Origin of the sequence: Algoriphagus faecimaris (assembly GCF_900101705.1) — a bacterium.
GTDB lineage: Bacteria > Bacteroidota > Bacteroidia > Cytophagales > Cyclobacteriaceae > Algoriphagus > Algoriphagus faecimaris.
The window spans coordinates 29,288-52,392 of record NZ_FNAC01000036.1 but is presented as its reverse complement, the minus strand read 5'-3'; the positions used below and the strand labels follow the sequence as shown (position 1 = coordinate 52,392).

Below are 23,105 nucleotides of genomic sequence, written 5' to 3'. Positions count from 1 at the left end.
GGCCTTGCCCAGGGGACTTTTACAGTTTCGGTCTTGCCATCAGCTGTTTGTACTCTGGGAACCCGTGCATGAAGGAAACATTTATGTTGGAAAAAATTGAGATGCTGCCAGGTCCTTTCGACCGTATCATGGGTCTTCCCGTTCGGGAATTTAAAACCCTTCTCGAAGTCAAGATATATATCGATCTGGCCGTGGTGCCCAGCCTCAGGCTTTGTCATTATTATCTCCTTTACATGCCATGGCTTCTCTAGACCTAGGGCCATCTCAAAAATCTGATTGCTGTTCATGAAACTAAAATAGATACTTTCCCTAAATCAGTTTCCAGTTACCCACTATAAATCATCTAGAGCCAAAAAATCAAAAAAACTAAATAGTTTCTATTCTGTAATTTGATCACCATTGATAAAGATTTGCGCCTATTTAAAAAACATGAGGGGGGCTTTTGAAGCTTGAACTTTTGAAAATTTTTATTCAAATATGGTATCTTGCATCTCATTAAACCCTTTACAATGGTCAATATTACACAAAAGAGTTCTACACTTCGAAAAGCAATAGCCCAAGCCATCGTAAAAGTAAGTCTTCCCGAGACGATTCAAGCGATCAAAGATCGAACTGTTCCCAAAGGGGATGTCTTGGAATGTGCTCGTGTAGCAGGACTTTTTGCTGCTAAGCGTACAGCTGACATGATTCCCGATTGCCATCCGCTTCCCGTTGAATTTACGGCAGTGAGCTATGAAGTGGGGGAGATGGAAGTTAAAGTTTTGGTAGAAATCCATACTATCTACAAAACAGGGGTAGAGGTAGAGGCCATGCACGCGGCATCAGTGGTAGCGCTGACCATGTACGATATGCTCAAGCCCATAGATAAGGGTGTGAGCATAGAGCAGATCAAATTAGTGGAAAAAAAAGGGGGTAAATCTGACCGAAAAAGAGATTTAGAGCAATCGCTTCGAGCTGCCGTTATTGTTTGCTCAGATTCGATTTCGGCGGGTAAAAAATCGGATAGGGCAGGTTTGATAATCAAAGAAAAATTAGAAAAGATAGGAGTCAAGGTGCCTGTTTATCAAATTATTCCTGACGAAAAAGATCAAATTCAAGAAGCTTGTTCTTTTCAAGTAGATGAAAAAATGGATTTGGTGATTTTTACAGGAGGCACAGGCTTATCCCCGAGAGATGTCACCCCGGAAGCCTTACAGGAAATATTGGAAAGAAGAATTCCCGGAATCGAGGAAGCCATAAGAAGTTATGGCCAACAACGCACGCCCTACTCCATGCTGTCTCGCTCAGTAGCTGGCTTGATCGAAGATACCTTGGTGTTGGGTCTGCCCGGTTCTACTAAAGGGGCTGAAGAATCTATGGATGCTATTTTCCCGTCCATACTACACATTTTTAAAGTCATGGAAGGAGCGAGACATGATTAATAGTAAACAGAAGCTGGATTGAGTAGTCTAATAGTTGTAATCAATAGCGTGAACAGGTAAAATTGAAAGACAAAATCTTGATAAAGACGTTTTCATTTTTGTGAAGAAGTAATTATAAAACCTTTGTTTGATTTTGCATTTTGCCATTTTTATCCTTGTTCTTCAATGCTTGAATTCGTTAAGTATCTATCGGTTGGGATAAAAATTAAGCTCAACTTCAAAATCGATAATGTTACTTAGGACGAAAAAAATCCTAGTCAGATAGCTTGAAATGGTACCAACACAAAAAATAAAAAGAGGTCTTCGAAAAGCCCGTTTAATTGCCTATCGAGAAACAGCCCACAATCCCATTGATAATCTTTGGGCTTTTGTAGGGTCATTTTTAGGTTTGAGCAGTATCGGATTGATGCAAAACATCTTCTATACTGTCGGGAATATCGATGCTTTATTTCTCATTGGAGCTTTTGGGGCTAGTTCAGTTTTGCTTTTTGGGATGACGAATAGCCCGGCTGCCCAACCTAGAAGACTGATTGTTGGTAGTATTATTTCTGCAGTCATCGGGGTTAGTGTATATAAGCTTTTCTCCAGTACAGCTTACATTTGGATATCTCCTGCTTTGGCGGTATCACTTTCTATTCTAGCTATGCAATACACCAAAACTCTTCACCCTCCAGGAGGTGCCATTGCTCTTATAGCAAATATTGGTTCAGAAGAAATCCATCAAATGGGCTATTTTTATGTGATCAATCCTATTTTGACCGGGGTATTGACTTTATTTATTTCGTCTGTTTTGATAAATAATCTTTCAAGAAACCGTCTCTATCCTTTTAAGGATGTGAATATTCGTGAATTACGATATTATGACAAAATCCAATTTTGGAAGAAACGTTAAGTGGCCTTTATCCAAAAGGGATCTGTATTATTCTCGATAAATTTTTCCTTTTTGGCATGTCCAGCTATTATTTCAAGTTGCTTAGCAGTGGCTTTTTCTTGAATTTCCGGAAATAAAATCCGCTCTTCAAACCGGATATGCTTTTCCAATACTTCTTCGATTTGGCCTAGCGTCTTTTCAGGGTTTTCCCAGGTATTGAAAAGCCTCCGTAATTTTTTGTGTTCACTTATAGCTTGTTTTATCAGTGGATGATCGGCTTCAAGAATCGGAAAAATAACTTCCTCTTCTTCTTCAAAATGAGGTGTAAGATGATTTTTCCAAAACCACTCACAATAGGTCTGAATTCTGGAGGCTTCTATCGTTAGTTTAAAACCTTGGCGGATTTTCCAACAAAGTAAAAGTCCTTGATGGTGATCATGGCTGAGATGGTGTAGGGAAGGATGCCGCTTGAGAGGAGCTGTTTTCATAGTTTTTAATAGATTTATAGCGATTAGAAGATTGGGTCTACATTGGAATTTTTAAAATAATTGATTTTTAAGATCAAATAGCCTTTCCCGTCCTGATTATTGGGATATTGGAGAATATCCCATAGTTGCCTCGGTGTATCGTGGCATACCAATTAGGGATAGCCATATCCTGTTCTATTCATCAAAAGAAGGATTGGTAATGATCGGAGTCCCAGTACATGATGAAATAAAATAGGGCAAATCCTACAAAAGAAATCAAAGTGGCCCAAACCCAGGAGGGTATTCCTTTGGGCGTTTCAGAACCTCTTATTAGAAAAAAGTCATTTCGTTCACTGCCGTAGGAATTGAGGGTAACTGTGACCTGGTCTGTAACTATATCTCCAGCCTGCAGTCCTACGACGTCAATTGATGGACCGTTTCTTACCACAAAGGGAACTGTTTTTGTTCCTTCTTTGCCTGAAGTAGAAAGAGCAACTATTTTCAGTTTATGCTTGCCATCGGGAATCTTAGTAGTATCCAAGACAAATTTTACCGGCGGGCTGAATTCCGCAAATGGTACAGTTTCCTCATCCAGAAAAACCCTGATTTTTTGATTATTATTCATACTTATAGGCTTTATTTGAGTATCAAATTTTTGATATGCTCAGGGTTTCTTTCCCCAGGTTTAAGCAGGTATTTTACACTATAAATTAGTGTGATTAGCACTATTAGGATCGCTCCACCAATGATAAAGTAATCTGAGTCAGCCTGTGGTCCTGTTCCATGGCTGATATCCTGAAGTAGCTCAGGTTGATTTCTTTTACACACATCGCAGGCTATCGACTGAAAGATAGTACCGAAGTAAATGAAAGAAAGTAGATGGAGTTTTTTCATGGTTTCCAGTAATTATTGGCCTTGGCGATGGTTTGGAACTCTATAGCAATGACTTGTGCAGATGCGATAAGCTGAGCAGTGTCTTCGGCATAGTCTGAACGAAGCTTTTTACGAATCTCCGGATCAGTTTGAATAGCTCCGATGGATTTTCTAGCAAGTTTGATGGCTAAATTCCTGCCTTCCTGAGGAGTGGAGGTGATAAGAGATTCTAGGTAAATTTCTGAAGGTTGCATGAGATACAGTTTATTGGTTGGAGATGAATTTTCGGATTTCAGCTACCTGCTCGGTGGTCACATCAGGTGCCTGATTACCCCAGTTGCTTCGCTCATGGTTGGCGATAGCAGCAATTTCCTCATCAGTAAGGAGATCGGCAAATCCCGGCATAGCTCCAAACTCAGGTCTTGCATCGTACCCTGAAAGTATGATTTGTATCAGGATGTTGGGGTCGGGGTCATTGACGATTTTGCTTCCAACGAGGGATGGAAATGCACCGCTTATACCTTCACCACTAGATTGATGACAAGCTGCGCAGGTTTCGCTGTATAGTTGGAGTCCATTCAATTCTAAGGAACCTTGAGATGTTTGCTCTCCTGATTTTTTTCGCGTAGATGGAATGAAATTCGGATTGTCACCTAGACCTATTTCTACTTGGAAAAGAGACTGAAGATAAGCCACCAAGTCCAAGGCCTCAGATTTGGCGACTAGTTTATGATTTGGGTTGTTCAATAGTTCAGGAGAGACAGGTACAATGATGTCTTTTTGGGTCACCATAGCAGGTGATTTTTCTTCAAAAAGCCAAGGGTATCCCGGCATCACGGATTCTTTGACAACAATTCGAGGGTTGAACAGATGAAGTAGATGCCATTCTTTGCTAGGTTGTCTTATCCCCACTTCTGTCAGGTCGGGACCTGTCCTTTCGGAGCCAAGTAAGGATGGAGACTGTCGCCAAAGGTCCATCCGCTGCTTGCTATAATAATAGTCTGAAGCCAAGGAAGGTCGCTTACCCCAAACTTCATCCATTTCGATATTTCTTACTTGCTGTGTATGGCAGGCCATGCAGTTCTCTGAGACATAGATGCGAAGTCCTTTAAGCTCTTCCGAACTCATTTCTCTCATTCCAGGCAAGGGTTGAGCTTGTTGAAGTTGAAAAGCGGGGATCAGGGCAATAATAGTACTGAGGATCGCAAAACCTAGAAAAGATGTAAAGACGAGAAGTTTATGATTTTTATGAAAGTCAAACATAAGTCTAGGGGTTAAGAGTGGGCAGGAGAGAGGGCCGCGGAAAACTGATTCGCTTCTGGCTTTTCAACTCGTATCATTTTAACAAAATTGTATGCAAAGACTAGGTGGGAAACAAACATCAAAGTACCGCCAATAGCTCTCCATACCCAGAAAGGATGCATCAAAATCACTGAATTGATAAAAGAATCACCCTCAATCCAGCTCAAGCCCCGGAGAGTCCCTCCGGCCATTAAAGAAATCATATAAGCAAAAAGCCCCACAAAGGCCAGCCAAAAGTGAATTCCCACACCTAGGCCAGGAGGCTCTTTACCAGTAACTTTGGGTAAAATGAAATAGATACAAGCCCAAAGTATAAAAGTGATGATCCCATACATCGTCATATGGGAATGAGCTACATTGAAATCAGTAAAATGCCAAATAAAATTAGTCAATCGGAAGGCTTGTAGGCTTCCTTGAGTGGACCCAACAAAATAAAATACCACCCCGACTAAAAAGAAGGGGAGAACATAGCTTTTAGAAATAGCACTCCAGCTTCCTCTCATCGTCATCAGGAAGTTGGTTGTGCCTGATAAAACTGGAATAAACATCCCAACACTAAAAACTATCGCGACTGTTTGAAGCCACCAAGGAAGTGGGCTAAATACAAAATGGTGTGTACCAATTAGTGTATAAAAGAGCATTTGGGTCCAAAAGGCCAAAACCCCTAAGGAATAAGAATAGATCGGTTTATTAAGGGAGGTAGGGAGGTAATAATAAATCAATCCCAGTGTAAAGGTCATAAACCACATCCCAACTCCCTGATGCATGTAATAGCCTTGAATGACAGTCTCACCTAGACCGTCCTGATAGCTTGGGATATATCCGATTACTACTAGTACGATAGTCCAAATCAATCCCCCTAAAAGGTACCAGTTTGAAATATAAATCTCAGAGATTTTTCGGGTAGCAACAGTTTGATAAAAATTATAAAAAGTCAGGATCAACCCGGAGGCAAAGAATAAAGCCACCGGCCAAATGTATTCTCTGTATTCTCCACCTCCATTATTGACTCCGTTCATCAGTAGGAAGTTTCCCACCACTACTGCAAGATTCATAAGGTACCAAGCAATTTTGGCAAGAGAATAAGAAAATATTCGAGTGTTGGAGGTACGAGAGATGACGAAATAGCCTAGCCCTACCATGGCTAAAGAAGCCCAACCCCAAAACACCGTATTGGTATGAACAGGACGAAGTCTTCCAAATGAAAGCCATGGACTCTGATCCATTTCAGGCCAGATAAATTTCATCCCTAGATATTGTCCGACAAGGGTGCCAAAAACTAACCAAAAAACAGCTGCTCCGAGGTACCATACCATCAAATTTCTCAACTCTTGTGGCGTTTCTAAACGTAGGCTTTCTTGTTTTTTTTCATCTACAAGCGGATTTTCAGGATCTTGGGTGACTTTTGTAATCAAACCTCTCTGATCATCCAAAGGACTTTTACCTGACAGTTCTGTTCCTGAGAGTTTATATTTTTTGGCAGCTTTTCGATTTTCCAAAACCCAATCTAAATCTTGTTCATCCCAATTGACTAAATCGGATTTTATCTCTTCTCTTTCTTTGGTTTGGGATTTATTTTGCAGCCGAAGAATCAATGCTGAAAGACGAGAACCGATAATTATAATAGCTACGAAGGAGATGATAGCAATTAGCAAAGCTGTTCCAATGATACCTGGACTAGACCACCATTCGGCTGTTTCGGGATTGGCTATTGTTTGTCCAGTCGCTTCCCTCAAGAAAAAGTAAAAGATCAAGATGACAAAAGTAAGTCGCTTCATACTGTTTGAGGTACTTAAATAGTTAATCTTCATTTTAAATAAAAGTTAATTACGATCTTTTTATCGGAAATAAATCCAAAAAAAAGCACTAGCGAATCAATATCGTCCTTCCAGATTTGATGCCATTGGCAAGTTCTAAGAGATTGGTGCTTTCTAGTGCTTTTTTAAGTTCCGAACGGATTTTCACAAATTTGGAATGCATAGCGCAGGGTTCTTGGGCATTGCATTCTTTAAGTCCTAGAATGCACCCCATAAAAATGGTGTCTCCATCTATCACAGACACAATTTGAATCACCTTAATGGATGCTATCTGATCGGGCTGAATAAAAAATCCTCCATAAGGACCTTTCAGTGATTCGATCAGATTATTTTTAACGAGTGTGCTGAGGATTTTTGCTGTAAATGCCTCTGGCGAGCCCACCTTCTCAACGATATCACCAATTTTTACCCGATTTCCCTTTAGGGATTGATTGGCCACGTAAATCATGGATTTGATACCGTATTCGCAGGCTTTTGAAAACATAGTATTGTTGGCTAAGGTTCAAAAGTATGACAAAAATCATTTCCGACAAATTTATCGAAAATAAAATCATTTAGATTTAAAAGTTTCAAGAATAATTCGAACTTAAAATTTCTCTTTTAAAGATTTAATTTATTCACAGATGATGGAGTATGCTACTAATAGAATAAAGCTTTATGCTTCTTTTTAAAGAATAATTGAGGATGTTTTTACTTCTATTATGATCAAATATGCTTTCTTTCTAGAACCTTTAGGTCCATAATCCAATGTCACCCAGAAGAATTATTTTGGATTTATGGATTGAAAACTTAGCTTTTAACCTTTCAAGAAGAAAACAATCCTTTTTTATGAAATCCTAATTTTTTTCTCCTTTCCCTGTAATAAAACCCTGCATCGAAGGACTAATGGGTAAAAAGAGAAAAATTATGAAAACCATCTTCAAACAACTTCGATTCTATTTTGGAACCTTGATCTTTTTGATCTCTACAGGGCTAAGTCCCTCGGTTTTTGGACAAGCTTACAGTTTTGCAGTAGATAAAATCGGTTCTGGCAAACCGGTCATTTTTATTCCAGGTTTGATTACTTCCGGCGAGGTTTGGCAACCTATAGCCCAAGAAATTGCCAATAATTATGAGTGTCACGTGCTTACCTTACCCGGCTATGCCGGTCAAGCTCCATTATCAGAGGGCCCTTATTTGGAAAGGTTTAGGCAGGAAATCCTACAATACCTTGAGCAAAATCAACTAGAGGAGGTGCAGTTCGTTGGGCATAGCATAGGCGGATTTCTCAGTTTGATGATCGCACTAGAAGATCATAGCGCTATTGAGCAGCTGGTTATCGTGGATGCCTTGCCCTTTTTTGCACAGACTTTTAACCAAGATCCTCAACTTGGATTTGATGAAGTCGCTGCTAGGCAGTATATGGACAGTTTTAGTAAATTCGATGAGGTGCAAGTCAGGCAGTATCGGAAACAAGTGGCCCAATCCATGACGAAGCAGGAAAAGTATTGGGATAAAATGGTGGATTGGGCGATGCTGTCCGATGCCCAAACAGAGGCCTTTAGTACCTATGAAATGCTTGGAAATGACCTCCGGGAAAGATTAAGTGAAATTAAGGTTCCGATAACAGTGTTTGCAGCATTTGATGAAAATCCAGATTTCCCGACGTTTACCAAAGAGGCTGTTGAAGAAATGTACACCTCACAATATATGCATGCCCCAAATCTAGAATTGATTATTGCTGAAGGGAGCAGGCATTTTATCATGCTGGATCAGGAGGAGTGGTTTTTGGAACAATTGTCCTCAGTGCTCAAGTAATCTTCAATGTGAAAGATAAAAAAATACTTTTCAACGAAATTCTGGAAGGCTCAAAGGGCGGTATTTACAGAGTATGTACCGCCTACCTTTCTGATCCTGAGCATAGAAATGACCTCTATCAGGAAATCCTGATTGCGATCTGGCACAGTATGGATCGGTTTGAAGGTCTAAGCAAATGGAACACCTATATCTATCGAATTGCGGTCAATACTGCCATTAAGTATTGCCTCAAAGTAAAAAAAGAGAATCAGCTAATCACTCGATCGGATATTCCTGACATTCCGCAGGAAAGAGAGCAGGATGTAGAGCCTTTGATCCAAAAAATGCTGCAATGCATTCAGTTGATGCCGGACAATGAGCGTATCCTGCTGGGGCTCGTTCTCGAGAATCTCTCCTATAAAGAAATCGCCGAGATTTTAGGTACAGAGGTAAATCACGTAGGTGTGAAAATCAATCGTGCGAAGAAGAAATTATTAGAATTAATGAAAAATAATCATGGATGAATTTGATGCATTAAAAAACTCCTGGCAAGAACAAAAGCTTGCTAAGTTAAGCGATAAAGACATGGAACTACTCAAGGAAAAAGCAATCAATACGGCCGCTAAATGGAGAAAAAAGCAGCTCTGGACTAATCTGGGAATGACACTTTCCTTTTCCTTTGTTTTTGCCGTGATCCTTTGGGTATGGACTTCCTTTCCGGGACAGGCCTTGGGGTTTTATTTAGGCATGTCCATAATGGCCATTTTGCTGTTAGTTTTCTTGGGGATCCAATGGTACAGTTTTCAACCGGATTGGCAGCATCTGGACAAGAATCCCAAAACACAGATTCTAAGGAGAAAACGAAAGCTCCACATGAACAAATGGATCTTTACCATGGGGCTACCCATTTATATGCTTGTTCTTCTTTTGGCTTTTTACATGTATTACTACGGGCTATTTCAAGGCGCATCTTGGGAATATTGGTTGCTTTCTTATGGATTGACAACGCTTTATTTCGTGGTAATGGCTTGGTTTGCCAAGACTAAAGTCAAGCAACAACTCCAAAAAATTGAAGAGCTTGAGGCCTATCTACAAAAATGGGAGGAGATGATTTAATCCTCCCACCCAAGCTTTGATAAGAATTACCTAATTCGAAATATTTGGATTGGAGGGACAGAGAAACGTGATTTTTTGGCATGACTTAGCAGGCGTAGAGGTAATACAAAAGTAGTTTGCAGTCTATTTCTATTCTATTTTTAAGGTGTGAAAAAGCCGATAGGGCTTTTTGCTAGTCTTCCGAAAAAATATTTCTTTGAAATGAACTACTTCTAAAAGTTTTTTGTACTTTTGTTAGTGAATACTAACTAACCATATGAAATTTTCAGAACGTCAATTAGAAATCATTGAAGCGGCAGGTAAAATCTTGACGGAGGCGGGAGTCGGTGGGTTAACCACCAAGAAACTAGCTAAAGAAATGGGATTTTCTGAGGCGGCGATTTACCGGCATTTTTCAGGCAAGGAAGAGATTTTGATTGCCTTGCTGGAATTTCTCTGTAAAAATATGGATCAGCGATTAGAAATGGCGATCCAAGAGGGTGGAGATTCCGAAAGTAAGTTTCGATCGGTATTTGCTAATCAATTTCAATTTTTCTCCAAGCATCCGCACTTTGTAGTGGCAGTTTTTTCTGAGGGTTTGTTGGAAGAAAGTCAACGTATTAACCAAGTCATCAGCCAATTGATGCAAGTGAAAATGAAATATTTGAAACTGGCGATTTCAAGCGGTCAGGAATCAGGAGTATTTTCTAAAGAAATTAGCCTTGAAGATATGATTCATCATGTCATGGGAAGCTTTAGACTGCTGATGTTTAAATGGAGGATTTCAAACTTTCAATTTGATCTCCAAGAAAGAGGAGAGTCCATAGTGGATTCCCTATTGGTACTAATGAAAAGATAAAAAATTTTAGCTATGAAGTTAGTGAATATTCACAAACAAATCGGATTACTGCTGTTCTTTGCTTTACAAAGCAGCTACTCCCAAGCACAAGTTTGGTCCTTACAGACCTGTGTAGACAGTGCACTTTCGCATAACAAATCCTTGCAAATGGTTCAAAACGAATTTGAACTGGTCGAATATCGCAGCCAAGAGGCCAAAGCAGCTTTGTTGCCAAAGGTTTTCTTTCAAGGGGATTATCGATATTTCTCTGAGCTACCTTATCAATTGCTACCGCAGTCTTTTTTCGGTGGCCCTAAGGGTGTCTTTAGGGAGGTGCAGTTTGGTGTACCTCACACCATCAGCACGGCAGTGAGCTTGCAAATGCCCATCTATGATCCACAGGCTTTGGGTACTATTGCAACTCAAAAAGTGCAGCAGGATATCGGACAGCTGCAGGTCAGAAAAACGCAAGAGCATGTGGTACTGGAGGTGTCTAATTTGTACTACACGATCCAAATCGCAAAAAACCAGTTGGCTTTTGTATCCAGTAATTTGGAAAACAGCCGAAAATTGGAGCAATTGACGCAGCTTCTTTACGAACAGGAATTGGCTGCCCGCACGGATTGGGACAAAGTCATTCTACAGGTAAGTCAGTTGGAGACCAATACGATACAGCTGGAAAGTCAGATAGAAAACCTTCTCCAATCCCTACGTTTTGTGATGGGAGTTCGGCCGGAGATACCACTTGATATTGATGAAAATATTGCCTTCGAAAAATTTATAGAGGAAGATCCGGTACAAACTTCCGACTTGTTGATTCAGGAGCAAAAAGTGCAACTCTCAGAGCTGCAGCTTAAAACTATCCGAAACAGCAAAATCCCAAAACTTTCACTTTATGGAAGCTATGGACAGTCTGGTTTTGGATATGGAGGAAATCCGGAGTCTTTTCTAAAGTTTTTCCCAGTGAGTTTCGTAGGCGCTCAAGTGAGTTTTCCCATTTTCAACGGCACTGTCACCCAGAAAAAAATCCAACAATCTCGAATAGGACTTGAAAATGCCAGACTACAGGAAGTTTTGGTACAGGACCAACGTGAAATGCTGCTTTCTCAGTCCAAAATGAATCTGAATATTGCAGAAAATCAAATTGCCACTTACCAGTCCCAGGTCAATTTGGCCGAATCTGTCTATAAGCGAATGCTCTTGCAGCATCAGGAGGGCTTGGTAGGGCTTACAGATGTACTTCTCGCAGAAAATTCTCTCAGAGAGTCACAGCAACTCTACCTACAAGGCATGGTAGATTACCTCAAGGCCACACTCCAAATTAAAAATCACAGCGGTACACTTCTCAACTGATTTCAATCATGAAAAAAATACTAATCATTCTCATCCCCTTGGCTATTCTCGCATTGATCGTGATCAAGCTTGTCGCCAATAAGCAAGTAGCGGAAGACAAAGTTTATATCTACAATGCCGATCAAGCTATTCCTGTCACTGTCACATTAGCCAAAAATCAGGAGGTGAATCAATCGATTCAATATACCGGGACTTTTGAGCCCTTTCGTGAGAGTAAACTCAGTGCTGAAGTGCAGGGCAAGGTCAATCAGCTCTTTGTGGAAAACGGATCCCATGTCAGGGCAGGACAAGTCTTGATACAGCTTGATGATGCTTTACTTAAACTCCAACTGGAAGCAGCTAAGGTGCAAGTGGCTTCTCTGGAGGCTGATTTGAAGCGGTATCAGGTACTCGTAGAAAATGATGCGATTCAAGGGGTTCAATTAGAAAAAACTGAAGTAGCCTTGGCAAGTGCACGGATACAAGTGCAGACGGTCCAAGAGCAAATCAACAAAAGTCAGATTAAGGCTCCTTTTGCCGGGATTATTACCGCTAAATTGACCGAAAGAGGAGATTTTGCCTTACCAAGCAAGCCCTTACTTCAGTTGACGGATATCCATCAGCTGAAGCTTCAGCTCCAGATTCCTGAATCCGATTTGAAGTTTTTTGCCGAAGGAAGCCCCACACAAGTGACCGTGCCTGCGCTTGACCTTACCCTATCTGCCAAAGTCAGTTTGGTGGGAAGCAGAGGCAGTCTATCCAAGAGTTTTCCTGTTGAGTTGATGCTCAACAACCTGGAAAATCAACCCATTAAGGCGGGGATGTTTGGCGAGGTAAGTCTAGTCAACAGTTTATCCGCTTCGGGAATAGTCATTCCTTCTTCTGCCATTTTGGGGTCTGACCTTCAGCCGCAAGTGTATTTGGTAAAGAATGGAAAAGCAATCCTTCAGGATGTGAAAATAGCCCGTCGAATGGAAAATCAAGTTTTGATTTCTGCGGGATTACAGCCTGGAGATCAGATCATTTCCTCGGGTTTGATTAATGTCTATGAGGGAGCCAATATTTCGATCAATCAGTAAAGCAAAGCCATGAATATCACATCGATTTCTATTAATAGACCCTCGCTGATTATCGTCCTTTTCAGTGTGTTTATTCTCTTGGGCTACATTGGATTTACCAATCTGTCCTACGAGCTGATGCCTGACTTTAATCAGCCCGTAGTGGTGATCAAAACCGTCTATCCCGGTGCCGAACCTGAGGAGGTGGAGAGCTCTGTATCAGAGGTTTTGGAAGATGCGCTTTCTAATTTGGAAGGGGTGGACTATCTGGTGACCAAGTCACTTCCAAATGCCTCCATCATCATAGCCAATATGAATTATGGGGTTGATTTGGATAAGGCCATGCAGGAAGCACAGCGCTACATTGACAATGTCAAAATGGAACTACCCGACGAGGTACTTTCGCCGGAGATGAGTAAGGTATCTCCTAATGATCTACCCATCATGTCCATTACTGCGACAAGTACATCGGATCAAGCAGATTTTTATCAGATGATGCTGGACGAAATTTTGCCACAAATTCAGCAGGTCAAAGGAGTAGCAGAAATTACTCTTCTTGGTGGGCAGCAGCGGGAAATCCAGGTAAAAATCGATCAGGAAAAGTTGCGCTACTATGGTGTGGCTCTGGCTCAAGTGGTGGAGGCGATTAATCGTTCAGGAATAGATGTGCCGGCTGGATTTATTCAAAGCGATGAAGCGCAAAGTGCGGTTCGCTTTGTAGGGAAATTCAATTCCTTGGAGCAAATCCAACAGGTAGTAGTAGCTACCAAAGAAGCGGGAAGCCCTATTTACGTGAGAGACCTCGCCATAGTCAAAGAAGGCCTAGCCGAGATTACTTCCGTCAATCGATACAATGGACAGGAAGGAATAGGATTATTGATCAAAAAGCAAGGAGATGCCAATGCTGTAGATATGTCTCATGGGGTCAGAACCAAGCTGCAGGAGATCGAAGCAACAGGAAGTGCTTCTGGTATTCATTTTATCATAGCAGATGACAGTACTGACAATACAATTGCAGCGGTAGATTCTGTGGTTTATGACTTGATTTTAGCAGTCATCTTGGTATCCTTGGTTATGCTGCTTTTTCTTAGGAGTTTTAGAAATTCCTTGATCGTGCTAGTGGCTATACCTACCTCTTTGGTAACCGCTTTTGCCGTGATGTGGCTGTTGGGATATACGCTTAATTTGATGACACTGCTCGCCATGTCTTTGATTGTAGGTATTCTAGTAGATGATGCTACAGTCGTCTTGGAGAACATCCAAAGGCACCTAGACATGGGTAAGGAAAAGCGAAAGGCTGCCATGGATGGAAGAATGGAAATAGGTTTTTCAGCGCTATCCATCACCTTGGTGGACGTCGTGGTATTTGTTCCTATTTTGTTTCTTCAGGTTTTTGTAGCAGATATGCTCAAGCAGTTTTCAGTAGTGGTGATTACCTCCACACTGACTAGTTTATTGGTGGGCTTTACGCTCACTCCCTGGATGGCTTCACGAATTGGAAAATCCGAAGATTTAAAGCCTACCAACTTGTTCAATCGCTTTTTGATTGGATTTGAGTCCCAATTAGATGCTTTCATCGCATGGTATGGTCGCCAACTCGCTTGGATTTTGGACCATAAGTGGGTGTTGATGGGGATTATCGTCCTTTTGTTTGCCGCAACTGGACTCACACTAAAGCAGGGAATCATAGGAAAAGAACTGATTTCAACGGGAGATCAGGGTAAGTTTAGAATGTATCTGGAATACGATAAGCAGCTTTCCGTCAAGGAGAATAATATTCGAACAGCCCAAGTTGAGAATTTTTTGCTTCAGCAGCCGGAGGTGGAGACAGTCTTCAGCAATGTAGGAGGGCCAAGTACGGGAATAGGAAGCCTAGGGGTGGGGAATGCTTATAAGTCCGAACTCACCATACAGCTCAAATCTCCTCAAGAAAGGGGAGGAGAAGCTACGGAGACTTACATGAAGGAGGTTCGTGAAGAATTGAAAAAACGGTTTACCGGAGTGAGTTATTCCATGTCTGCCTTGGGTTTGATTCCACGAACTGCCCCCATAGAATTGACGCTAAGTGGTCCGGATAGGGATCAAGTGATGGCCGAGGCAGCAAAACTTAAGGAGGTAATCGCTCGGATTCCTGGAGCTGATTATGTCAAGCTTTCGGTAGAAGAGGGGAGTCCTGAGTTTCAGGTAATCCCTGATTCGGAAAAGCTGCAGCGGCTTGGCCTGAGTAATGGGGCTATTGGGATGCACCTTCGGGTAGCCTTGACAGGGAATGATGATGCTTCTCTGACTAGAGATGGTACTGAATATCCGGTGAGGGTTCAATTGGATGATTTTGACAGGAAAAGCTACGGAGACTTGGAGAATATGGTGCTGCTCAATGCCGCGGGTATGCCGGTAACCTTATCCCAAGTGGCCGATATCGTTCAGAACAAGTCTCCTTCTTTATTGGAGAGAAAAGATCGGCAGGCTGCCGTCACGATCACGGCTGACGCATTGGGCAGACCTTCAGGAACGGTGGCCGATGAAGTGGTGGCCTACTTTAATCAAAACCCGTTGCCAGAGGAGATCTCCTATGTCTGGGGCTCTGATATCAAGCGCCAAAATGATAGTTTCGGGGCTTTGGGCAAAGTTTTGTTGATTTCTTTTCTGTTGATTTATTTGATTATGGTCGCACTTTATGATTCCTTTTTGGATCCATTTGTGGTTCTATTTTCTATTCCCGTGGCAGTGATTGGTGCTTTTCTAGCATTGAATCTAAGCATGAGTAACCTGAGCTTGTTTGCACTGCTAGGTTTGATTATGCTGATGGGATTGGTGACAAAAAATGCCATTTTGATTGTGGATTTCACCAACCAACTCAAAGCGGAGGGAATGGATACTCGCTCAGCATTGCTTCAGGCTGGTAAAGAAAGGATGCGTCCTATTTTGATGACTACCCTCTCTATGGTAATCGGAATGCTTCCCATTGCCTTAGCGAGTGGCACGGCTAGTGAATGGAAAAACGGCTTAGCCTGGGTGATTATCGGAGGACTGCTTTCTTCCTTGATTTTGACCGTGTATTTGGTTCCGGTGGTTTATGAGTTTTTTGAGATTTTAAGTAGTAAATTGAAGTCCATCTTTAGATCAAAAAAGAAGAAAGGTACTGAGCAATGGAATATGAACTAGACCTGTTGAAATCCTCCTTGGAGTCCCTAGAAGGAGAAATGGTAGCAGAGGTAAATCGTCGAAGTCATCAAGTAGAGGAGATTCATCCCCGACAGATTCCGTCTTGGAAAAATCTACTGCATTACATGGTGCTCCGGAGGGAAGACCGAAGGGACCTACAGCTGGGCCTGCACAATGCGGGTCTCTCAGCGCTCTCCAATTCGGAAAGTCATGTTCGCTACCAAGTGCAAGCTATCCGAAGGAGACTGGGGGAATTCTATGAAGAGGCTGAGATTGCTACGTGTACTTATCCAAAATCCCGGGAAATTTTAGAGGAAAATGTGAGTGTGATGTTTGGAAGCCAAAACTCTAAGACGCCAAGTATCATGGTCACGCTAGATAGTCAGAATGGATCGGATGCAGCGCATCTTGCCAAACTGATGCAGGAGGGAATGGGCGTTGCGCGGATCAACTTGGCTCATGAAAGTGAGGCGGAATGGAGAGCGATTTTGGATGCACTGAAGAAAGCAGAAAAAATCAGTGAAAAAACCTGCAAAATCTATATGGATTTGGCTGGGCCTAAAATCAGAACCGAGTTTCTTGGAAAACAAGCAGGGGAAAAGCAGCTAAAAATTTCCGAAGGTGCTTTGATTTTTTTGGCTGGAAGTCGTGAGGGATTTGAAGAAAAGAAACAGGTGGTCATCAGTCCTACTGAAGTCTCGATTTTGCCTTTTTTGAAAGAAGGAGAGCGGGTCTTAATCGATGATGGGAAGATCCAAGGAATCATCGAAAGCAAAGGACCGGGAACTAGCGTTGGGATTCGGATACTGAAGATTTTCAAGAAAAAGCCTACCATCAAGCAAGGGAAGGGGATCAACTTTCCAGATTCTCAGCTGAAGATAGATCCCTTGACGGACTATGATTTAGGAGTTTTGCCTTTTGCAGTAAAAGAGGCCGATTTGATAGGGTATTCCTTTGTCAATAGACCAAGGGATTTGGCGCATTTAGTAGAGGAGATGAGGAATATTTCGGGAGAAATACCTCCTGTTATTCTGAAAATTGAAACAGCACTCGCGGTAAAAAATCTTCCCGCTTTATTGATTGAAGGAATGAAACTGCCTCACATCGGGGTGATGATTGCCCGGGGAGATTTGGCGGTTGAAGTGGGGTTTGAACGAATGAGTGAAGTGCAGGATGAGATCATGTGGATTTGCGAAGCTGCCCATGCTCCAGTCATCTGGGCTACTCAAGTGATGGAAAGCTTGCAGAAATCAGGCTTGGCAACAAGAGCGGAAATCACAGATGCCTCAAAAGCGGCCTTGGCTGAATGCATCATGATCAACAAGGGGCCTCACACTTCAGCAGTGCTTCAGTCGCTCCGGGATATCATTGATAGGATGGGGGCGCATAGAGATAAAAAACGCTATACGTTTAGAGCCTTGAAGATTGCGACGCGTTTTCTTACCAAATGATGGAATGAAAAAAAATTAAGACCACATGAGTATGTACTCTAGAAGCAACTGTTCCTGTTTCTCTGTTTTGGGTTCCGACAATATTTTATCGAGAATCGAGTCCTGTTCGGCTTTTGACAGCTGATCAAAATGGGATAAAACTGCAGACTCTTTAAAGGTCTCTAGAATTTGTTTTTTAGAGAGCTGTTTATCTTTCTCATGAAGGTATAAGGTGACTCGCACCTGATCACCGCCTGTTTTTCCGATATGCTTTCTGATTTCACCATTAATCGCTAGCTTTTTGTCCTTGTCTTTGTCCGGGCCTAGATTTTTGATTCCGATTGGATAGTCATCGATTGTCCCTGAAACTTTGATATCGCCCCATTTGCCTTTGATGTCTTTGGTGTTGGGTATTCTTAGCTGATAGGTCCATGCCCCGTTTCCAGGGATGTAGCGTAGTTCTAAGCTTTCGTTTTCAATAATCAGCTTCTTCATGATTTTTTACTAACTGATTTTTAACTACTCTGGTTTAATGCATTTTTTGACTCAGTTCTCACTTTTCCTTACTAAGTAATTATTGGCAGATTAAATTTTAAAAAAATAAAAAAGGATATTTTTATCTTTTATAAATTTATTCCTACCTTTGGTTTAAAGAAAGTCAAAAGCTCATGTTTTCCAAAGCCTGTAAATATGCCATCAACGCCATGATCTATTTGGCTACGCTTCCCAAGGGACAGGAGCGGGCTAGCTTAAAAGAAATCGCTAGGGCCATTAATTCTCCTGTAGCATTCACGGCAAAAATTCTTCAAACTCTAGTGAAGGAGAATTTACTTATTTCGATCAAAGGTCCTCATGGAGGCTTTACCATTGATAATAAGGGCAAAGAAACCAAGCTCTACACGATTGTGCAGGTCCTCGATGGTGATCAGATTTTTGTCGGCTGTGCCCTTGGGTTGGAGAAATGCTCGGAAGATCATCCTTGTGCTGTTCACGCTAAGTTTAAAGCTATCCGCGAACACCTGACCGGGATGATGATGACTACTTCCTTAGAGGATATGGCTAAAGGTGTTCAGTCTGGCATCAGCTATTTGAAATATTAAAAAAATTTGAAAATAAATAAGATAAAAAAATCCTTTAATCTGATAATAAAATGGAAACATTACTCGAGAAAAAAGTAGGAGGGATTGTAGCGGAAAATTTCCGCACTGCCCGTGTATTTAATCAATACGGAATTGATTTCTGCTGCAAAGGTGGAATCAAACTCAATGATGCCTGCGAAAAGAAAGGGTTGTCTGCCAATCAGGTAGCTTCCGAACTTTTAGAAGCAATCAAAGAGGTGGATGCGGTCGATTATAGACAGTTTTCGATGAGTGATTTGATAGATCACATCATCAAAACTCATCATAAATATGTGGAGGATACGATTCCAGCATTAAAATTCTTTACCGAAAAAATCGAAAAGGTTCACGGAGATAAACATCCTGAGCTAGCTGAAATCAAGCGTGAGTTTGATGAGGCTGCAGATGCTTTGACAGTACACATGAAGAAAGAGGAATTTGTGCTTTTTCCTTTTGTCAAAGCAATGGAAGAGTCCAAAGCCAATGGGTTTACACTTTCGGAGCCTCACTTTGGTCATATCGAAAACCCCATTCATATGATGGAGGATGATCATGAGGCAGAAGGAGAGCGATTTAGAAGAATCTCCTCCTTGACGGACAACTATACTCCTCCGGCGGATGCCTGTCAGACCTACAAAGTAGCATTTTCCATGCTGCAGGAATTTGAACAGGATCTACACAAACATATCCATCTGGAGAATAATATTCTCTTTCCAAGTGCCTTAGAAACCTTCAAGGAATTAAATAAATAAGTTCTGTCAGCCATGTCAAGCTCCTTATCACTTATTGCATTGAGACATTCTTGGACCCGGTGGGCGCTAGCTTTCTTTTTGATAGCGGCTCTTTTGGGACTGATGATGCGCTCTTTTCATGTGATGGAGATGCCGGTTTTCTTAGACTATAAAAATATCCTCCATACCCATTCGCATTTGGCGCTTTTGGGTTGGGGGTATTTGATGATCACAGGGGGTATTATTTTCAGTGTAGAATCTCCAAGCGAGATTATCCGCAAATACAGAAAGCTATTTACACTCACCTTGATTGCGCTGATCGGGATGTTGATCACTTTTCCGATTCAGGGATACGGCGTATGGAGTATTTCTTTTTCTACACTTCATGTAGTGATTTCCTATGTGCTGGCTTTCAGATTACTTCGGGTACTTCGTTTGCAGTCGCGCGGTCTTGGTATTCGCTTAATTCAAATTGCGATTTGGTTTCAGCTGATCTCCACTTTGGGTTTATGGGCCTTGGGGCCGGTGACGTCCACTTTAGGCAGATTGCACGAATTGTATTTCATGAGTATTCAGTGGTTTCTTCACTTTCAGCTCAATGGCTGGTTTGTGCTTGGAACCCTAGGGCTTTTGATCCTTCACCTAGAGCGATCTCAAGGAATAATTAAATGGTCACTCTTTCAGTTTGCCATCCTGATTAGCTCTGTGATCGCTACCTATGCGCTTGCGATTACTTGGGCCGAACCAAATCCACTTTATTTTAGGATCAATGGATTTGCTGTTCTGCTTCAAGCTATAGTTTATTTATGGATAATCCGCATTGTTTTTCAGGGCTTGAAAGAGATCAGAGTTCATCGTCTGATTAGACTTTTGATCTTAGCGGCCCTCCTTAGTCTAGCAGCCAAAACATTATTACAAGTTTTACTGGTTCTTCCTTCTGTGGCGGTGATTTCCTACACAGTTCGCCAGTTCGTCATTGGATTCCTTCATTTAGTTCTATTGGGGGTCATGACTTTTGGAGTGGGAGCAGTAGGAATGCTCAATGGAGACCTAGCCATAGAGCGCTCGACCGAGATGGGTTGGCTGATCGTATTTCTTGGATTTCTGAGTACCGAAATTCTACTTTTTACTCAAGGAATGCTCCTTTGGCTAGCCTGGGGCTTTATCCCAGAATATCATTTTCTCCTGTTTCTATTTTCCATCCTATTTCCCTTGGGGCTGACGCTACTTTGGGTTACCCAACTTGAAAGCAAAACACAAGCTACTTCACAAATTAATCTAACCTCAAAAAATCCAAACACTAATTATTCTATGAACAAATCACTTATCTGGTCTTTGGGAATCCTAGGGATACTCATGACCTCATGTGGTGGAGGTGACACAAAAACTACCTCCTCCTCCTCCAATTCGACTCCTCCTAAAGAAGTCAAAGCAGATCCAAAAGGAATCGGCGAAATAAAGAACCTTGACCTCGATGAAGAGATCGATGAAAACCTGGTCAGTACAGGAAAGGCCATTGTGGACATGAAATGTACAGCCTGTCATCAACTAAACGATAAGCGCCTAGTAGGTCCAGGCTTTCAAGGAGTGACCAATCGCAGACAGCCTGAGTGGATTATGAATATGATCACTAATGTGGATGTGATGCTGGACGAAGATCCGGTGGCACAGGAGCTCTTGGCAGAATGTCTTACCCGAATGCCCAATCAAAATATATCAGTGGGCGATGCCCGGGGTATTTTGGAATTTCTCCGAAAGAATGATTTAGAAAAAGCCGGTGAGAAAGACGGCGCATTATAACAAACCAGACTAAAAAGTTTAATCAAATGAACAAACACACATGGCTACTAGCTGCAGGCTTGATCGCAGTGGCTTTAGCACCAGGATGCAAACCCAAAGGAGCACAATCTGCCATTACGGGAGATGCAGCTTCCAAAGTCTATGTGGCCCCGGGAGAGCACGATGAGTTTTACAACATCGTCTCAGGTGGCTTCAATGGACAGATGTCAGTCGTCGGACTTCCTTCGGGAAGAGTTTTGAAGATTCTCCCCGTTTTTTCGGTTCATCCTGAAAATGGTTGGGGCTATTCAGAAGAGTCTAAGCCTATGCTGAATACCTCACATGGCTTCATCCCATGGGATGATTTACACCATATCGCCATTTCTACTACCAATGCTGAGCATGATGCACGATGGGCTTTTGGCAATGCCAATAACACTCCTCGAATCGCAAGAGTAGACCTGAATACCTTCAAGACCGTAGAAATTATCGAGATTCCAAACTCTGCCGGTAATCACTCTTCTCCATTTATTACACAAAATACGGAGTATGTCGTGGCGGGAACTCGTTTCTCTGTTCCTGTGGGTGACAATCAGGACGTTTCCATTGATTCCTACAAGGAAAACTTCAAAGGACACATCTCTTTCATCAGTGTAGATCCTGAGCATGGGGATATGGATTTGGCGTTTCAGATTGAGGCACCACCATTCAATTTTGACTTGGCAAGAGCCGGGAAAAACAAATCACATGGCTGGTTTTTCTTATCAACCTACAATACCGAAATGGCCCATACACTATTGGAAGTGAATGCTTCGCAAAAGGATAAGGACTTTATCATGGCCATCAATTGGAAAAAAGCCGAGGAGTATGTGAAAGCTGGAGAAGGAACCAAGAAAAAAGTACAGTATGCCCACAATAAATGGGACGAAGCTACACACTCGGCCACCTCTGTGATTAGGGACGAAGTCCTGACGCTCGACCCTACTATTCTCAAAGACATTGTGTATTTCATTCCTTGTCCTAAGTCTCCTCATGGAACAGACACAGACCCTACTGGAGAATACATCATTGGATCCGGAAAATTAGCAGCGATTATTCCAGTATTTTCTTTTACCAAGATGCTAGCAGCGATTGAAAATGAAGATTTCGAAGGCGATATCAATGGTATGCCGGTCTTGAATTATGAGTCTGTGCTTCATGGGGAAGTAGAAAAACCAGGTTTGGGTCCTTTGCACACTGAATTTGACGGTAAAGGCAATGCTTATACTTCCATGTTTGTGTCTTCGGAAATCGTGAAGTGGAACATCGAAACGCTAGAAGTTTTGGATCGCGTACCTACCTATTATTCTGTAGGTCACTTAAGTATCCCCGGTGGACCTACCGGCAAGCCTCATGGCAAATACATGGTGGCCTATAATAAAATCACCAAAGACCGCTATTTGCCTACCGGCCCTGAATTGGCTCACTCAGCACAATTGTATGATATCTCTGGAGATAAAATGCAGCTGCTATTAGACTTTCCGACTATAGGCGAGCCCCATTATGCAGAGGCTTTCCCCGCAAGTTTGATCAAAGATCGCCAGGTGAAATTCTATCCTATAGAGGAAAATGGAAGTCCTTATGCGCTCAAAGGAATCAATGATGCCCGAGTCGAACGCAAAGGAAATGAAGTGCATGTGTACATGACCTCTATCCGATCCAATTTCAGACCGGATAATATCGAGGGAGTATTTGTCGGAGATGAAGTGTACTTCCATGTGACCAATCTGGAACAGGACTGGGATGTGCCTCATGGATTTGCCATCAAAGGAGCCAATACTGCGGAATTACTAATCATGCCCGGTGAGACCGCTACTCTTAAATGGGTACCGGATAGAGTAGGGGTTTTCCCATTCTATTGTACAGACTTCTGTTCGGCGCTACACCAAGAGATGCAGGGATACCTCCGAGTTTCTCCGAAGGGATCTAATGTTCCGCTGAGCTTTTCTACAGGAGAGGCTGAATAATTTCACTTAAAAGGAAAATCGCCACT

23 protein-coding genes are annotated in these 23,105 nt (G+C 42.0%); 14 read left to right on the top strand and 9 right to left on the bottom strand.

Annotated elements, in window-relative coordinates; translation table 11 throughout:
* Window positions 1–218, bottom strand: a 218-nt coding sequence (locus BLQ57_RS16215) for a transposase family protein (RefSeq protein ID WP_244887412.1), incomplete at its 3' end; no start/stop codon positions are given.
* 291 nt (window positions 219–509) lie between these two features.
* Between BLQ57_RS16215 and moaCB the strand changes: the two genes are divergently transcribed.
* Together moaCB and BLQ57_RS16205 are read left to right on the top strand one after the other, a co-directional pair.
* Window positions 510–1,421: a bifunctional molybdenum cofactor biosynthesis protein MoaC/MoaB gene (moaCB, locus tag BLQ57_RS16210; RefSeq protein ID WP_087940607.1), complete on the top strand. Its 912-nt coding sequence runs from the start codon at window positions 510–512 to the stop codon at window positions 1,419–1,421.
* A gap of 271 nt (window positions 1,422–1,692) precedes the next feature.
* A complete protein-coding gene (locus BLQ57_RS16205; protein ID WP_087940606.1) occupies window positions 1,693–2,313 on the top strand; it encodes an HPP family protein in 621 nt (206 codons plus the stop codon).
* Here the strand turns inward: BLQ57_RS16205 and BLQ57_RS16200 are convergent.
* The 7 genes from BLQ57_RS16200 to BLQ57_RS16170 all read right to left on the bottom strand — a co-directional run bounded on the left by BLQ57_RS16200 (window position 2,310) and on the right by BLQ57_RS16170 (window position 7,235).
* Window positions 2,310–2,780 carry a hemerythrin domain-containing protein gene (locus tag BLQ57_RS16200; RefSeq protein WP_087940605.1) on the bottom strand — a complete coding sequence of 157 codons (471 nt, stop codon included), beginning with the start codon at window positions 2,778–2,780 and terminating at the stop codon, window positions 2,310–2,312. The two genes, BLQ57_RS16205 and BLQ57_RS16200, sit on opposite strands and share 4 nt — an antisense overlap.
* 181 nt (window positions 2,781–2,961) lie before the next feature.
* Window positions 2,962–3,384: a cytochrome C gene (locus tag BLQ57_RS16195; protein WP_087940604.1), complete on the bottom strand. Its 423-nt coding sequence runs from the start codon at window positions 3,382–3,384 to the stop codon at window positions 2,962–2,964.
* Window positions 3,385–3,395: 11 nt separating this feature from the next.
* The gene (locus BLQ57_RS16190; RefSeq protein WP_087940603.1) at window positions 3,396–3,653 is read right to left on the bottom strand and encodes a hypothetical protein; all 258 of its coding nucleotides are present in this window, start codon (window positions 3,651–3,653) and stop codon (window positions 3,396–3,398) included.
* The gene (locus BLQ57_RS16185; protein ID WP_087940602.1) at window positions 3,650–3,886 is read right to left on the bottom strand and encodes a hexameric tyrosine-coordinated heme protein; all 237 of its coding nucleotides are present in this window, start codon (window positions 3,884–3,886) and stop codon (window positions 3,650–3,652) included. Before BLQ57_RS16185 ends, BLQ57_RS16190 begins: the two co-directional genes overlap by 4 nt.
* Before the next feature lie 10 nt (window positions 3,887–3,896).
* A complete protein-coding gene (locus tag BLQ57_RS16180; RefSeq protein WP_087940601.1) occupies window positions 3,897–4,895 on the bottom strand; it encodes a cytochrome c in 999 nt (332 codons plus the stop codon).
* A gap of 11 nt (window positions 4,896–4,906) precedes the next feature.
* On the bottom strand, window positions 4,907–6,712 hold the full coding sequence (locus tag BLQ57_RS16175; RefSeq protein ID WP_087940600.1) for a cbb3-type cytochrome c oxidase subunit I: 1,806 nt from the start codon (window positions 6,710–6,712) through the stop codon (window positions 4,907–4,909).
* Window positions 6,713–6,800: 88 nt separating this feature from the next.
* A complete protein-coding gene (locus BLQ57_RS16170; protein ID WP_087940599.1) occupies window positions 6,801–7,235 on the bottom strand; it encodes an RrF2 family transcriptional regulator in 435 nt (144 codons plus the stop codon).
* Between the two features lie 422 nt (window positions 7,236–7,657).
* On the opposite strand from BLQ57_RS16170, the gene BLQ57_RS16165 reads away from it, so the two are divergent.
* From BLQ57_RS16165 to BLQ57_RS16130, 8 genes are all read left to right on the top strand, one after another.
* Complete coding sequence (locus tag BLQ57_RS16165; RefSeq protein ID WP_169712780.1) at window positions 7,658–8,548, top strand: alpha/beta fold hydrolase; 891 nt, start codon at window positions 7,658–7,660, stop codon at window positions 8,546–8,548.
* A gap of 8 nt (window positions 8,549–8,556) precedes the next feature.
* Window positions 8,557–9,051 (top strand): RNA polymerase sigma factor, encoded by a 495-nt coding sequence (locus BLQ57_RS16160; RefSeq protein WP_169712779.1) that lies wholly within the window; start codon window positions 8,557–8,559, stop codon window positions 9,049–9,051.
* The gene (locus BLQ57_RS16155) at window positions 9,044–9,643 is read left to right on the top strand and encodes a hypothetical protein (protein ID WP_087940596.1); all 600 of its coding nucleotides are present in this window, start codon (window positions 9,044–9,046) and stop codon (window positions 9,641–9,643) included. Before BLQ57_RS16160 ends, BLQ57_RS16155 begins: the two co-directional genes overlap by 8 nt.
* 256 nt (window positions 9,644–9,899) lie before the next feature.
* Complete coding sequence (locus tag BLQ57_RS16150; protein ID WP_087940595.1) at window positions 9,900–10,481, top strand: TetR/AcrR family transcriptional regulator; 582 nt, start codon at window positions 9,900–9,902, stop codon at window positions 10,479–10,481.
* A gap of 12 nt (window positions 10,482–10,493) precedes the next feature.
* The gene (locus BLQ57_RS16145; RefSeq protein WP_087940594.1) at window positions 10,494–11,813 is read left to right on the top strand and encodes a TolC family protein; all 1,320 of its coding nucleotides are present in this window, start codon (window positions 10,494–10,496) and stop codon (window positions 11,811–11,813) included.
* A gap of 8 nt (window positions 11,814–11,821) precedes the next feature.
* A complete protein-coding gene (locus tag BLQ57_RS16140; protein WP_087940593.1) occupies window positions 11,822–12,871 on the top strand; it encodes an efflux RND transporter periplasmic adaptor subunit in 1,050 nt (349 codons plus the stop codon).
* Between the two features lie 9 nt (window positions 12,872–12,880).
* The gene (locus BLQ57_RS16135; protein ID WP_087940592.1) at window positions 12,881–16,015 is read left to right on the top strand and encodes an efflux RND transporter permease subunit; all 3,135 of its coding nucleotides are present in this window, start codon (window positions 12,881–12,883) and stop codon (window positions 16,013–16,015) included.
* Complete coding sequence (locus BLQ57_RS16130) at window positions 16,000–17,466, top strand: pyruvate kinase (protein ID WP_087940591.1); 1,467 nt, start codon at window positions 16,000–16,002, stop codon at window positions 17,464–17,466. Before BLQ57_RS16135 ends, BLQ57_RS16130 begins: the two co-directional genes overlap by 16 nt.
* A 15-nt stretch (window positions 17,467–17,481) precedes the next feature.
* Here the strand turns inward: BLQ57_RS16130 and BLQ57_RS16125 are convergent, their stop codons facing one another.
* Entirely contained in the window at window positions 17,482–17,940 is a 459-nt protein-coding gene (locus BLQ57_RS16125; protein WP_087940590.1) for a DUF1905 domain-containing protein, read from the bottom strand.
* 173 nt (window positions 17,941–18,113) lie between these two features.
* On the opposite strand from BLQ57_RS16125, the gene BLQ57_RS16120 reads away from it, so the two are divergent.
* The 4 genes from BLQ57_RS16120 to nosZ are packed head-to-tail and all read left to right on the top strand — an operon-like array spanning window position 18,114 to window position 23,079.
* Window positions 18,114–18,545 (top strand): RrF2 family transcriptional regulator, encoded by a 432-nt coding sequence (locus BLQ57_RS16120; RefSeq protein WP_087940589.1) that lies wholly within the window; start codon window positions 18,114–18,116, stop codon window positions 18,543–18,545.
* A 50-nt stretch (window positions 18,546–18,595) separates the two neighbouring features.
* Window positions 18,596–19,315: an iron-sulfur cluster repair di-iron protein gene (ric, locus tag BLQ57_RS16115; RefSeq protein WP_087940588.1), complete on the top strand. Its 720-nt coding sequence runs from the start codon at window positions 18,596–18,598 to the stop codon at window positions 19,313–19,315.
* 12 nt (window positions 19,316–19,327) lie between these two features.
* Window positions 19,328–21,094 carry a c-type cytochrome gene (locus tag BLQ57_RS21355; protein WP_205635635.1) on the top strand — a complete coding sequence of 589 codons (1,767 nt, stop codon included), beginning with the start codon at window positions 19,328–19,330 and terminating at the stop codon, window positions 21,092–21,094.
* A 26-nt stretch (window positions 21,095–21,120) separates the two neighbouring features.
* Window positions 21,121–23,079 (top strand): Sec-dependent nitrous-oxide reductase, encoded by a 1,959-nt coding sequence (nosZ, locus tag BLQ57_RS16105; RefSeq protein WP_087940587.1) that lies wholly within the window; start codon window positions 21,121–21,123, stop codon window positions 23,077–23,079.
* Window positions 23,080–23,105 lie beyond the last annotated feature (26 nt).